Genomic DNA, 13,580 nt, shown 5'->3' on the forward strand with positions numbered 1-13,580 from the left:
ATTTGGCAAGTCCGAGCGCGAGGCCAAAGTACTGCGTGCTTTGGCGATGGTGCAAATGGACAACCTGAGCGCGCGCTATCCGGGGCAACTCTCGGGCGGCCAGCAGCAGCGCGTGGCGCTGGCGCGCGCCCTGGTGTTTGACCCGCAACTGGTGCTGATGGACGAGCCCCTGGGTGCGCTGGACAAGCAGTTGCGCGAGCACATGCAACTCGAGCTCAAAGAGATTCACCGCAAACTCGGCTTGACCTTTGTCTACGTCACGCACGACCAGTCCGAGGCGCTGACCATGTCGGACCGGGTGGCCGTGTTCAACGATGGCGCCATTCAGCAAATCGACGGCGTCACCCAGCTCTATGAAACCCCGGCCAACCGCTTTGTCGCCGGCTTTGTCGGCGACAACACGGTCTTTCAAGGCAAGGTCGCTGGCGTCGATGGCGCGCATTGCACGGTCCAACTGCCCTGCGGCAGCAGCTTGCGCGGCCTCAACGTGAACGCCGCCACGCCAGGGCAGAGCGTGCAAGCCTGCATTCGCCCCGAGCGCATCTGCCCGCTGTCAAGCACTGACCAGCCGGCGTCCAATGGCCTGCAAGCCAGCGTGAATGATGTGATTTATTTGGGCGACCACCTGCGCCTGCGCTGCACGGTCGCCAACCAGGCGCAGGCCACCGTCAAGATTGCGCTGTCCAGCCAGACCATACCCCTTGCGGGCGATGCGATCTGGCTGCAACTGCCCCCCGAGCATTTGCGGGTCTATGTTTGAGCCGCATGCATTTCCCACCTGCTTTCAAAAACCCAAGGAGATCGTTCATGAACCTCAAACCGCTGGTAGCGGCCTGTGCCGCCTTTGTCGCACTGGCCAGCCTGGCCGAAACTCAGATTACCGTGGTCAATTTTGGGGGCGCCAATGGTGACGCCCAGAAAAAAGCCTACTTCGCGCCTTATGAAAAAGCCACGGGCAACAAAATTGTCGCCGTAGCCTACAACGGCGAGCAGGCCAAGATCAAGGCCATGGTTGAAGCCAAGAACGTGACCTGGGACGTGGTCGAGGTGGAAAGCCCCGATGTCGCCCGGGGTTGTGACGAAGGTCTGTTTGAAAAACTGGACTACAGCAAGATCGGCAACAAGGCCGACTTCACGCCGGCTGCCATTCATGAATGCGGCATTGGCACTTTTGTCTGGTCGACGGTCATGGCCTACAACGCCGACAAGCTCAAGACCGCCCCCACCACCTGGGCCGATTTCTGGGATGTCAAAAAATTCCCGGGCAAACGCGCCATGCGCAAGGGTGCGCGCTACAACATCGAATTTGCCCTGATGGCCGATGGCGTGGCAGTGGCCGACGTGTACAAAGTGCTCAAGACCAAAGAAGGTGCTGACCGCGCCTTCAAGAAACTCACCGAGCTCAAACCCAACATCCAATGGTGGGAAGCGGGCGCCCAACCGCCGCAGTTTCTGGTCGCCGGTGACGTGGTCATGACCACCGCCTACAACGGCCGCATCGATGCCGCCCAACGCGAAGGCAAGAACCTGCAGATCACCTGGACCGGCGGCATTTATGACCTGGATTACTGGGTCATGCCTAAAGGCGCGCCCAACAAGGATGCGGCCCTGAAGTTCATCGCCATGGCCAGCAGCCCCGATGAACAGGCCGAGTACGCCAGGACCATCTCCTACGGCCCGACCAACACCAAGGCACTGGCCAAACTCGATGCCAAGGTATTGGGGCAACTGCCCACGGCGCCGGCGAACGCGAAAACGGCACTGCAGTTCAACGTGAGCTTCTGGGCCGATCAGGGTGAGGCGCTCGAGAAGCGTTTCACCGCCTGGGCTGCCCAGTAATTGAGAGTTGGAGAGATGGTCATGACCGCCACTGTGATTCCTGGCAACCTGGCGCGCCAATTGCGACGCTCGGAACGGCGCAAAAAAGCCTTTGCCATCTCTCTGACGCTGCCGCTGCTGGTTTTTCTGCTGGCGATCTTCATCGTGCCCATTGGGGCGCTGCTGGTGCGTGCGGTTGAGAACCCGGAGGTGGCCAGCACGCTGCGCCACACGGTGGCGGCGCTGGACCACTGGGACCGCACCAGCGCGCCACCCGACGAAGCCTATGCGGCGCTGATCACCGATTTTTCGGCCATCACCGAGCAGTCTGAGGTTGGTGGCTTGGCGCGGCGCCTGAACAGCGAGATCAGCGGGGCCCGGTCCCTGGTCATGAGTACCTACCGGGCGCTTCCTTTTGAGAAAAATTTGAGCGCTGCGCAAACGCGCGAGCGCATGCTGGCGCTCGACCCGCGCTGGCAGGAGCTGGGCTATTGGCAGGCGATTGCCAAGAATGGCTCCCGCTGGACCCCTGACTATCTGCTCACCACGGTCGATCTCAAACGCGACGTGCAAGGCAACATCACCCGAGTGGATGCCGACTCGGCCGCCTTCTTCAAAATCTTGCTGCGCACCTTTGAAATCAGTGCAGTGGTGACGCTGTTTTGCCTGCTGCTGGGGTACCCGCTGGCCTACTGGCTGTCCACGCTGTCGCCGCGCCAGGCCAATATCTTGATGATTCTGGTGCTGGTGCCGTTCTGGACCTCGGTGCTGGTGCGCTCGGCGGCCTGGATCGTGCTGCTGCAGACCAATGGCCTGGTGAACCGCTCGCTGATGGAACTGGGCTTTGTGGGCGAGCCCCTGCCGCTGCTGTTCAACCGGCTCGGCGTCATCATTGCGATGGTGCACATTTTGCTGCCGTTCATGATCCTGCCGCTGTACAGCGTGATGAAGTCGGTGCCGCCGACCTATCTGCGCGCGGCGGTCTCGCTCGGCAGCTCACCTTTGGGTGCGTTCTTTCGCGTCTACATGCCGCAAACCTACCCCGGCATGGGCGCGGGCGGCTTGCTGGTGTTTATCTTGAGCATTGGCTACTACGTGACACCGGCGTTGCTGGGCGGCGCGGACGACCAGATGCTGAGCTACTACATTGCCCAGTACACCAACGTCACGGTCAATTGGGGCATGGCCTGCGCCCTCGGTGCCGTGCTGCTGTCGGCCACGCTGGTGCTGTATGCGCTGTACCGGCGCTTGGTCAAAACAGAACTTAGCCTGGGCTAGCCTGATGTCACTGCCTGCCCGTCCCATCTTTCCGGCCTACGCCACTGTGTTCGACAAGACCGGCTGGTACGCCCTGCGCGTCCTGGGCGTGCTGGTGCTGCTGTTTCTGTTGCTGCCGATTCTGGTCATGATCCCCTTGTCGTTCAGCGACAGCACCTTCTTGTCTTACCCGATCCCTGGGTGGTCGCTGCGCTGGTATGAGAACCTTTTTTCCTCGGCCGAATGGGCGCGTGCCACCCGCAACAGCTTCATCGTCGCGCCGCTGGCCACCGTGCTGGCGACCGTGCTGGGCACCATGGCGGCGGTCGGCCTGGCGCGGGTCAACTTCTTTGGCAAGGGCGTGCTGATGAGTTTGTTGATCGCGCCGATGGTGGTGCCGGTCGTGGTGGTGGCGGTCAGCACTTACCTGTTCTTTGCCCGCATGGGTCTCAATGACACCTACCTTGGTCTGGTGCTGGTGCACGCGGCCCTGGGCGCGCCTTTTGTGCTGACCACCGTGCTGGCGACCTTGCAGAATTTCAACAACAACCTGATTCGGGCGTCCTTGAGCCTGGGGGCTGGGCCGCTCACCACCTTTTTCCGCGTCACGTTGCCCATCATTGCACCGGGTGTCATCTCGGGCGCCCTGTTTGCCTTTGCCACCTCCTTTGACGAGGTCGTGGTCACGCTCTTCATTGCCGGCCCGAGCCAGGTCACGTTGCCGCGCCAGATGTTCACCGGCATTCGGGAGAACATCAACCCGACGATTGCGGCGGTCGCGACGCTGCTGATCATCTTCACCACCACGCTGATGCTGGGGCTGGAGTGGCTGCGCGGGCGGCGCCGCTAAGGCGCTCCTGTGACCTTAATAACTATCATTTTCATAGCTGCTTGCGCATATTCCATAAGGGATAGCAGCCTATTTCGTATAAATTTTTGATCAACTGACACCGCGCCCGCCAAGGCTTCTTCCCATGAACCCCATACCGCCCAAAAATCAGCCCCTGTCGGGCAACGCCATGCCGCGTTTTGGCGGCATCGCCAGCATGCTGCGCTTGCCAGTGGTCAATTCGCCCGAGGGCCTGGACGCCGCCTTCATTGGCGTGCCGCTGGACATCGGCACCAGTCACCGGCCCGGCGCGCGTTTTGGCCCGCGCCAGATTCGCGCTGAATCCGCGCTTATTCGCCCCTACAACATGGCCACGGGCGCTGCGCCTTTCGACACCTTGCAAGTGGCCGATCTGGGCGATGTGCCGATCAACACCTATTCGCTGGAGAAATCGCTGCCGATCATCACCGGCTTTTACGAGCAGGTGCTGAACGCGGACTGCATCCCGCTCACGCTGGGCGGCGACCACACCATTGCGCTGCCGATCCTGCGCGCCGTGGTGGCCAAGCATGGCCCGGTGGCGCTGGTGCATGTCGACGCCCACGCCGACGTCAACGAGGATATGTTTGGCGAGCGCATTGCGCACGGCACGCCGTTTCGCCGCGCGGTCGAAGAAAATCTGCTCGATGGCCACAAGGTGTTTCAGATCGGCTTGCGCGGCAGCGGCTACGCCTCGGATGACTTTGACTGGCCGCGCGCCCAAGGTTTCACCCTGGTGCCTGCGCATGAAATCTGGTACCAGTCGCTCGCGCCCTTGATGGCGAAAGTGCGGCAACAGATTGGCGGCGCCCCGTGCTACCTGAGCTTCGACATTGACGGCATCGACCCGGCCTATGCGGGCGGAACCGGCACGCCGGAAATCGGTGGCCTGAGCGTGCCCCAGGCGCTGGAGATCATTCGCGGCTGCCACGGGCTCAATCTGGTGGGCTGTGATCTGGTCGAGGTCTCGCCGCCCTATGATGTGAGCGGCAACACCGCCCTGCTCGGCGCCAATCTGTTGTTCGAGATGCTGTGCGTGCTGCCACGGGTGCGCAGACGCTAGCGTCGCGTTCCAGATGACGTCCACTATTTAGCTATTTATTTGGTAGCTGCTAGTGCTTATTCGGTAAGGGCTAGGGCTTGATTTTCCATAAATTTACAGGAGCTTTCATGTCTGTTTCAGTTTCACCGCTTTCGCTGCTCAAGGACCCGACCCTGCTCAAGACCGATGCCCTGATCAACGGGCAATGGGTTCAAGGCAGCGCCAGATTTGACGTGATCGACCCCGCCACCGGCGCCAAGCTGGCCGATGTCGCCAACCTCGGGCCGGTCGAGGCCGAGCAAGCCATTGCGGCGGCCAACGCGGCTTGGGGCCCCTGGCGCAGCAAAACGGCCAAAGAGCGCAGCATCATCTTGCGCAAATGGTTTGACCTGCTGATGGCGAATCAGGACGACCTGGGGCGCATCCTGACCGCCGAGCAGGGCAAGCCGCTGCCGGAGGCCAAGGGGGAAGTCGCTTACGGCGCCAGCTTTGTCGAATGGTTTGCCGAAGAAGCCAAGCGCCTCAACGGCGAAACCCTGCCCCAGTTCGACAACAACCGCCGCCTCCTGGTGCTGCGCCAGCCGATCGGCGTTTGCGCGGCCATCACACCCTGGAACTTTCCAATCGCCATGATCACGCGCAAGGTGGCGCCCGCGCTGGCCGCGGGCTGCCCGGTCATCATCAAGCCGGCCGAACTGACCCCGCTGACGGCGCTGGCCGCTGCCGAGCTGGCGCTGCGCGCTGGCATTCCGGCCGGCGTGCTCAACATGATCACGGCCGATGCCGACAACTCCATTGCCGTGGGCAAGGTCTTGTGCGCCAGCGACGTGGTGCGTCACATCAGCTTCACCGGCTCCACCGAAGTCGGCCGCATCCTGATGGCGCAGTCGGCCCCGACCATCAAGAAACTGTCGCTGGAATTGGGTGGCAACGCACCCTTCATCGTGTTTGACGATGCCGACATCGACAGCGCGGTGGAAGGCGCATTTGCCAGCAAGTACCGCAATGCCGGGCAAACCTGCGTGTGTTCCAACCGCTTTTATGTGCAGGAAGGCGTCTATGACGAGTTCGTGGCCAAGTTCGCCGCCAAGGTCAAGACCGCCAAGGTTGGCAACGGCTTTGCGGAAGGGGTCAACCAGGGCCCCCTGATTGAAGAGGCCGCACTGCTCAAAGTCGAGCGTCATGTGCAGGATGCGTTGGCCAAAGGCGCGCGATTGCTCACCGGGGGCAAGCGTTTGACCGGACAATTCTTTGAGCCCACCCTGATTGCCGACGCCACGTTTGACATGCTGTGCGCGCGCGAGGAAACCTTTGGCCCGTTCGCGCCGGTGTTCAAGTTCAAGACCGAGCAGGATGCGATTTTTGCCGCCAACAACACCGAGTTTGGCCTGGCAAGCTACTTCTACAGCCGCGACATCGGCCGCATTTGGCGCGTCAGCGAAGCGCTGGAGTACGGCATGGTGGGTGTCAATGTGGGCATTCTCGCCACCGAGCATGTGCCCTTTGGCGGCGTCAAGCAGTCCGGCCTGGGGCGCGAGGGCTCGCATTTGGGCATCGATGACTACGTGGAGATCAAGTACGTCTGCATCGGCGACATCCTCCAATAAGCCAAGTCACCTGTCAAAGTGCTTGGCGGCTTGCCGCTGCGGGATTTGACCGCCCTGCAGGCGAGCCCATTGGATCCGGAGCGCTCACCCCGCCAGCGTGACCATGCCGGCCACCAGGGCAGCACAGCCCAAGAAGATGACAAGCGCCAGTGCACGCGAGCCGGCGTCATCGCGCGAACCCACCACGGCGTTGTCGGTCTCCTTGTCGCCCAGAAGCATGGGTCGGACCAGATTTTGACGCTTCTTGACATAGTAGACCAAGATCGCGCCGATGTGCAGCAGCACCAGGGCGATCACCATCAGTTTGCCAACCGTCGTATGGTAGGACGTGGCCGTGCCCGCGACCGCGCTGGAGACCAGCTTGGACAAGGGGCCCGCAGCCGCAATCTCATCGTCGCTGACGAGTCCGCTGGCGACCTGCAGCAGAAGAAAGCCCAGTAGCGCAAAAACCGAAGCTGCGCCCAACGGGGTGTGACCGATGCTGTGCTCGGGCCGGCCGCGGCCCTGGATGTACGCCAGCACCGTGGCGGGCGCATAGAGGAAAGAGCTAAAACGCGACCATTTGCCGCCCACCACACCCCAAATGAGACGGAACAGCAGCAGGCTCAGCACCGCGTAACCCGATCTGAAATGCCAGGCCATGGCATCGCCACCGATCTGGGCGCTCGTGAGCAAGCCAATCAAGGAGAGCACCAAGGCCCAGTGGAAGCAGCGGGTTGGCAAGTCCCACACCCTGACCTTATGTGACATGCGTGTCTCCTTCAGAGTTGATCGAAAAGTTGCCACTATTTTGCAGGAAATTGAACAATCGCCTGCTCAGGTCCTTGGCTGTCAATGCGGTGCGCGCTGGTTGTTCATGGCATGTTGGGCGCGCCAGCAGGAAGTTTTGATCACCATTACACTGACCAACCCCAATAATTGACAACTCTCCCTAGGAAGGAATCCACATGAAACGTAGCACCGTCTTGCTCCTCGCTGCCAGCGTGGTCGCCTTCAGCGTCCCGGCTTCAGCCCAGTTCGCCAAAGCAGAAGATGCCGTCAAGTACCGCAAGAGCGCCTTGTTTGTGATGCAGCAGAACTTCAGCCGTGTCGCGGCCATGGCGTCTGGCAAAGCACCGTTTGACGCCAAAGTGGCGGCCGACAGTGCGGCAACGGCTGACTTTGTGGCCAAGCTGCCCTGGGCCGCCTTTGGCGAAGGGACCGACAAGGGCGACACCCGGGCCAAGCCGGAGATCTGGAAGGAGTCCGCCAAATTCAAGGAATACGCCGACAAGATGCAGGCCGAGATGAGCAAGCTGTCCGCCGCCGCGAAGAGCGGCAACCTGGGCAACATCAAGGCGGCCGTGTCTGCGACCGGCGGCACCTGCAAGAGCTGCCACGACGATTTCCGCAAGGAATAGCGCACGGTTTGCCCCGCCTCAAAGCCGGGGTTCTGGCGTCGAATTTCATCCCAATTCTCCTTCGGCGCTGCATTCATGGGCCGTTGACCGTTCAATGTGCAGCCGATACCGCGGGGCACGGGCAGCGCGATTCAGCAATAGGTGTTTGGCGTCTTGAATGACGTCGCGGCGCGGCGCTTTGACCAAGCGCACGCGGCGCCACGCTGAGCCACGGGCCGGCCGCTCAGCCGGTCTGGTTGCCCTGTGGTGGGGTGGCCGGCGTGCCCTGGCCACGGGCCGTCGGCAAACAGCCATAATCAGTCCCTCCCCAGGTTTCTGGGCAGCGTGTTGACCTGCTTGCCAGTGCACCGTCTGCCCTGCCATATTGATTAAATGAACAACGGCATTCTTATCATTGCTCATGCGCCGCTGGCCAGTGCGTTGCGCCAGTGCGTGCTGCATGTCTTCCCGGATGCCGAGACGGCCGTGGCGATGTTTGACGTGCAGGCCAACACGCCACCCGAGGAAACGCTGGCGGGCGCCAGGCAGGCGCTGGCCTTGCTGCATGCGCCGCAAACCCTGGTGTTGACCGATGTTTTCGGGGCGACGCCCTGCAACGTGGCGCAAAAATTGGTGGATGGCGTGAATTCGAAGTTAATTGCCGGGGTGAATCTGCCGATGTTGCTGCGCACCGTCACCTACCGCGGTGAGTCCCTGGATGCCATGGTGGCGCGGGCTTTGGCGGGTGGCACGCAGGGTGTCATGCCGGTGGCGACGACGGCGCCGCAGAATCAATTGAGGAAGAAAAGTGATCAAAGCAAGCGCGACCATCAGCAATAAATTGGGCTTGCATGCGCGGGCCTCAGCCAAGCTCACCAAGTTGGCGGGCAGCTACTCCTGCGAAGTCTGGATTGCCAAGGGCGAGCGGCGCGTCAATGCCAAGAGCATCATGGGCGTCATGATGTTGGCGGCCGGCAAGGGCAGCACGGTGGAGATCGACACCAGCGGTGAGCGTGAACAGGAAGCCCTGGACGCGCTATTGGCACTGATCGCCGACAAATTCGGAGAAGGTGAGTGACCTTTTCCATTCACGGTCTCGCCGTTGCGCGGGGTATCGCCATTGGGCGGGCGGTGCTGGTGGCTTCCAGCCGGGTCGATGTGGCGCATTATTTTATTGAGCCGAACCAGGTTGATTCCGAGATTGAACGGCTACGCAGCGGGCGCGATGCGGTGGTCACTGAAATCCACCGCCTGCAAACCAGCATCAGCCAGATGGGCCCCAAAGAGGCGCCGCACGAGTTGGCAGCGCTGCTAGATGTGCATTTGATGCTGCTCAACGACGATGAACTGGCCAGCGGTGTCAGGCACTGGATCCGCGACCGCTTGTACAACGCCGAGTGGGCGCTCACCACGCAACTGGAAGTGATCGCCCGACAGTTCGACGAGATGGAGGACGAATACCTGCGCGGGCGCAAAGCCGACCTGGAACAAATCACCGAGAAAGTATTGCGCGCCATGAAGGGTGTTGCCTCGCCGGGGCTGGTGGCACCGAGTCGTACGCTGCGCAAACGATCGCAACAAGACCTCTTGCTGGACGACACCGTCGATGTGCCCTTGATTCTGGTGGCGCACGACCTGTCGCCGGCCGACATGCTGCAATTCAAGCAAAGTGTGTTCGCCGGTTTTGTGACCGACGTCGGTGGCAAGACCTCGCACACTGCCATCGTGGCCCGCAGTCTGGACATCCCGGCCGTGGTGGGCGCGCGCTTGTCGAGCCAGTTGGTGCGCCAGGATGACTGGGTCATCGTGGATGGCGACGCCGGTGTGATGTTGGTCGACCCGTCCCCCATTTTGCTGGCCGAATATGGCTTCAAGCAGCGCCAGGGCGAGCTGGAGCGCGGTCGGCTTACCCGCTTGTTGCGCACGCCAGCCGTGACCATGGATGGTCAAAAAATTGAATTGCTGGCCAATATTGAGCTGCCGGAAGACGCAATTGGCGCGGTGTCGGCGGGCGCGGTTGGCGTGGGCCTGTTCCGCAGTGAATTCCTGTTCATGGGACGCCGTGGCCGGCTGCCCAACGAAGAGGAGCAGTACCAGGGGTACCGGCGTGCCATTGAAGGCATGCAGGGCTTGCCGGTGACGATTCGCACCGTCGACGTGGGCGCCGACAAACCGCTGGGTGAGTCGCCGCAGGACAGCGCCCACCTGAACCCCGCGTTGGGACTGCGGGCCATTCGCTGGAGCCTGGCCGACCCGGCGATGTTCCTGACGCAGCTCAGGGCGATCTTGCGTGCGGCTGCCCAGGGTCCGGTGAACCTGCTGATACCGATGCTGGTGCATGGCAGTGAAATTCGCCACACGATGGCCCTGATTGACCGGGCCCGGGTGGAGCTCGACAACCGTGGCATCGCCTATGGCCCGGTCAAGGTGGGCGCCATGATTGAAGTGCCCGCCGCCGCCCTCATGGTCAAGCTGTTTCTGAAGTACTTTGATTTCTTGTCCATCGGCACCAACGACCTGATTCAGTACACGTTGGCGATCGACCGCGCCGACGAGTCCGTCGCGCATTTGTACGATCCTCTGCATCCGGCGGTGCTGCGGCTGGTGGCGCTCACCATTGCCGAATGTCGGGCCCAGGGCAAGCCGGTGAGCCTGTGTGGCGAGATGGCCGGCGATGTCTCACTCACCCGCCTGTTGCTGGGCATGGGCCTGCGCAGTTTTTCCATGCATCCAGCGCAAATTCTGGCCGTCAAGCAAGAGGTCTTGCGTGCCGATGCGGGCAAGCTGACGGCGTGGGCGCAACAGGTGATGGCCGATGATGAACCGGGCCTGCGAATACTGCGGCCCTAGCGTCCAGCCCTCGCACGCTGGCATTCAACCGATGCAAGTGGGGTATCATGAATTCAATTAATAACATTGGTCTTTGGGAGTACGGATCATGGATTCAAAGCACACGCCCCTCGTGCGCATTCGGCTGGCGGGCTTGACGCTGATTGAGCTCATGCTGGTCGTGGCGCTGATCGGTGTGCTGGCGGCGATTGCCATGCCGATCTATAGCAATTACCGCGAACGGGTCAATCGGACCATCGCGATCCAGGACGTCAAAATTCTTCAGCTGCTGATCGCGGACTATGCCGCAAGCGGGGGCTCCTTCCCGGCGTCGCTGGCGGATGTCGGCAATGGCGGCAAGCTCGATCCCTGGGGTCACGCCTACCAGTATCTCGATCTGACCGGCGCCGGTGGCATCGGAAAAGCGAGCAAGGATCACAAGTTCAATCCGATCAATTCCGACTTTGACCTGTTCAGCATGGGTAAGGATGGCGTCTTCAAGTCGCAATTGACGCAGAAAGACAGTCTGGACGACATCGTGCGTGCGAGTGATGGCGTCTTCGTCGGGCTGGCTTCAACTTTCTCGCCGCAATGACGTTCACCCTTGAGGTGGTGTTCGCTTGGCCATGAAAATGCTGGTGGAAGGGACGTTTCTGCGCAGTGCCATCGCCCGCCGCGTGTTGTTCCTGTTCCTGCTGTCGGCCTTTGTCCCGGCGGCCCTGCTGGCGGTGCTGTCCTACGGCCATGTTCGCACTGTGGTCAGCGACTACACGCAGCGCCAGCTGGCGCAGGCGGGCAGCGCCCACGGCCGAGCACTCTACGACCGCCTGCTCGGTGCTCATTTCATCCTGAACGCGAACGCCGCACAAATCCGCCGTGGTTCCAACGTGGAAAACACCGACCCATTCGCTTTGCAGCGCGTGTTCCGGCGTACTTATCTTGTGGCCCACGACCAAGCCGTGTTGCGGTTTGGTCCGCCCTCGGGTGAAGAGCCACCCCGGATCGACGCCCGCGCCGCGTCACAGCTTGCCAAGGGTGAGGTCGCGTTGTTGTTGCCGCAGCGGCCTGCGGGCCCGCCCTGGCTGGCCGTCGCCATGAACCCGGCCCAAGTGGCAGCCGGTGTCCTGATCGCGGAGCTCGAGTCGGCCTATGTGTGGGGCGATAGCGAGGAAATTTCCTACCAGACCGACATGTGTGTCCTGGCCGAAGGCGCCGTGGTGCTGTACTGCTCGAACGACAAGGTCAGTTCGACTGCAAGCAGCGTCGCTTTGCACAGGGCCGATGGCCCTGCTGACAGCGCCGCTGGCTGGTTATCCGCCACCAGCGGGCTGTTTCTCAAGGCCAAATTCGGCGCCGACGACTGGACGATTGTGGCGCTACGCCCCGGCGGGTTGGCCATTGCCTCGCTCACCCAGTTGGCCCAGACGTATCTCGGCGTCACGCTGCTGACGCTGCTGCTGGTGGCGCTGCTGAGCGTGGTGCAAATTCGTCGCACGCTGGTGCCGCTTGAACGTCTGATTGAAGGCACCCAGCGCATCGCCCGCGAGGACTTTGCGCAGCCGGTCACGGTCGAGCGGGATGACGAATTTGGCCAACTGGCGCGCTCGCTCAACGGCATGGCACTTCGTGTCGGCCAGCAGATCGGCGCGCTGCGCGCGCTGTCCGAGATTGACCAGGAAATCCTGTCGCACCTCCACATTGGGCAGATCGTCGTGCTGGTACAGGCGCGTCTGCTAGCGCTTTTGCCAAAGGCCGTGATCGGCGTGGTGTTGGTCGATGACCGGTCGTCCGATCTGGGCACGGCGTATCTGCAGCAGGGCACGGCCGCGCAGCCGACCAAGGTTCAGCTGCAATTCGGAACACAGCACCTGGCCAACTGCGTCCGCTACCGCGATGGGGTGTGGCTGCCGGTTGATGGGCCGGATGTCCCGCGCTTCGTGGCCATACTGGCCGGCTTGGGTGCGGCACACTGCTTTGTCATTCCCATTTTTTGGCGCGATGAAGTCTGCGGTGCATTGGGCATCGGCGTGGCCGATCAGCAGGAGATCAACAATGAATTGATCGAGCAGGCACGCGATCTTGCGAAACGGGTCGGGGTCGCTTTTGCCGCGCTCGCCCGCGAGGCCGAGCTGGTGTTGCGTGCCCACCACGACGACTTGACTGGTTTGCCCAACCGGGCGCTTCTGAGTGAGCGCCTGCAGCAGGAACTGGCGCGCGCGCGCCGCACTGGCAAGCAGCTGGCGCTGCTGTTTCTCGACCTCGACCGATTCAAGAGCGTCAATGACACCCTGGGCCACGCTGGCGGCGATCAGCTTTTGCAGGTGGCCGCCGGCCGCTTGAGCACCTGTGTTCGGGAGTGCGACACCGTGGCGCGCTTGGGTGGCGATGAGTTCGTCGTGCTGCTGACCGACCTGGACAACCCGCAACAGGCGGCCAAGCTGGCCGGCCAGGTGCTGGCCTTGCTGTCTGAGCCGTTCCAGATCGCCGGCAACAATTGTTTCGTCGGTGCCAGCATCGGCGTGTCGGTGTTTCCCGTCGACGGTTCGACCGCCGAAGAGCTGCTCAAGCAGGCGGACATTGCCATGTACCGGGCCAAGGCCGCCGGCCGCGGCCGTTTCGTCTTCTTTGAAGAGAGCATGAACGTTGATCAGCGTGAACGTGCCGTGATGGAGCAGGAGCTGCATCTGGCGATCATGCGCAACCAATTTGCCGTGTACTACCAGCCGCGCGTCGACCTGCGCGATGGCCGTCTGCTCGGTGCCGAAGCGCTGCTGCGCTGG

At 62.0% G+C, this 13,580-nt stretch carries 13 protein-coding genes; 12 read left to right on the forward strand and 1 reads right to left on the reverse strand.

Going from position 1 to position 13,580, the window contains the following annotated elements:
* The 6 genes from GZ093_RS17320 to GZ093_RS17345 form a co-directional block, all read left to right on the forward strand.
* On the forward strand, window positions 1-760 hold a 760-nt coding region (locus tag GZ093_RS17320; RefSeq protein WP_296488399.1), incomplete at its 5' end, for an ABC transporter ATP-binding protein.
* A 47-nt stretch (window positions 761-807) separates the two neighbouring features.
* A complete protein-coding gene (locus tag GZ093_RS17325; RefSeq protein WP_296488402.1) occupies window positions 808-1,839 on the forward strand; it encodes an ABC transporter substrate-binding protein in 1,032 nt (343 codons plus the stop codon).
* A gap of 15 nt (window positions 1,840-1,854) precedes the next feature.
* Window positions 1,855-3,096 carry an ABC transporter permease gene (locus GZ093_RS17330; RefSeq protein WP_296488404.1) on the forward strand — a complete coding sequence of 414 codons (1,242 nt, stop codon included), beginning with the start codon at window positions 1,855-1,857 and terminating at the stop codon, window positions 3,094-3,096.
* A 4-nt stretch (window positions 3,097-3,100) separates the two neighbouring features.
* On the forward strand, window positions 3,101-3,925 hold the full coding sequence (locus GZ093_RS17335; RefSeq protein WP_296488407.1) for an ABC transporter permease: 825 nt from the start codon (window positions 3,101-3,103) through the stop codon (window positions 3,923-3,925).
* A 124-nt stretch (window positions 3,926-4,049) separates the two neighbouring features.
* On the forward strand, window positions 4,050-5,006 hold the full coding sequence (gene speB, locus GZ093_RS17340) for an agmatinase (protein ID WP_296488409.1): 957 nt from the start codon (window positions 4,050-4,052) through the stop codon (window positions 5,004-5,006).
* Between the two features lie 107 nt (window positions 5,007-5,113).
* On the forward strand, window positions 5,114-6,592 hold the full coding sequence (locus GZ093_RS17345) for an NAD-dependent succinate-semialdehyde dehydrogenase (RefSeq protein WP_296488410.1): 1,479 nt from the start codon (window positions 5,114-5,116) through the stop codon (window positions 6,590-6,592).
* An 84-nt stretch (window positions 6,593-6,676) separates the two neighbouring features.
* On the opposite strand, the gene GZ093_RS17350 is transcribed toward GZ093_RS17345, so the two are convergent.
* Entirely contained in the window at window positions 6,677-7,342 is a 666-nt protein-coding gene (locus tag GZ093_RS17350; protein WP_296488412.1) for a cytochrome b/b6 domain-containing protein, read from the reverse strand.
* Between the two features lie 197 nt (window positions 7,343-7,539).
* Between GZ093_RS17350 and GZ093_RS17355 the strand changes: the two genes are divergently transcribed.
* From GZ093_RS17355 to GZ093_RS17380, 6 genes are all read left to right on the forward strand, one after another.
* Window positions 7,540-7,992, forward strand: a complete 453-nt coding sequence (locus GZ093_RS17355) for a cytochrome c (RefSeq protein WP_296488415.1) — start codon at window positions 7,540-7,542, stop codon at window positions 7,990-7,992.
* A 372-nt stretch (window positions 7,993-8,364) separates the two neighbouring features.
* On the forward strand, window positions 8,365-8,811 hold the full coding sequence (locus GZ093_RS17360; RefSeq protein ID WP_296488418.1) for a PTS fructose transporter subunit IIA: 447 nt from the start codon (window positions 8,365-8,367) through the stop codon (window positions 8,809-8,811).
* Entirely contained in the window at window positions 8,780-9,049 is a 270-nt protein-coding gene (locus GZ093_RS17365) for an HPr family phosphocarrier protein (protein ID WP_296488421.1), read from the forward strand. Before GZ093_RS17360 ends, GZ093_RS17365 begins: the two co-directional genes overlap by 32 nt.
* Window positions 9,046-10,821, forward strand: a complete 1,776-nt coding sequence (ptsP, locus tag GZ093_RS17370; RefSeq protein WP_296488424.1) for a phosphoenolpyruvate--protein phosphotransferase — start codon at window positions 9,046-9,048, stop codon at window positions 10,819-10,821. The genes GZ093_RS17365 and ptsP overlap by 4 nt, the downstream gene beginning before the upstream one ends.
* 88 nt (window positions 10,822-10,909) lie before the next feature.
* Window positions 10,910-11,395 carry a prepilin-type N-terminal cleavage/methylation domain-containing protein gene (locus tag GZ093_RS17375; RefSeq protein WP_296488426.1) on the forward strand — a complete coding sequence of 162 codons (486 nt, stop codon included), beginning with the start codon at window positions 10,910-10,912 and terminating at the stop codon, window positions 11,393-11,395.
* Window positions 11,396-11,426: 31 nt separating this feature from the next.
* Window positions 11,427-13,580, forward strand: a 2,154-nt coding sequence (locus tag GZ093_RS17380) for a diguanylate cyclase (RefSeq protein ID WP_296488428.1), incomplete at its 3' end; no start/stop codon positions are given.

Source organism: Rhodoferax sp. (assembly GCF_010365055.1).
GTDB lineage: Bacteria > Pseudomonadota > Gammaproteobacteria > Burkholderiales > Burkholderiaceae_C > Rhodoferax.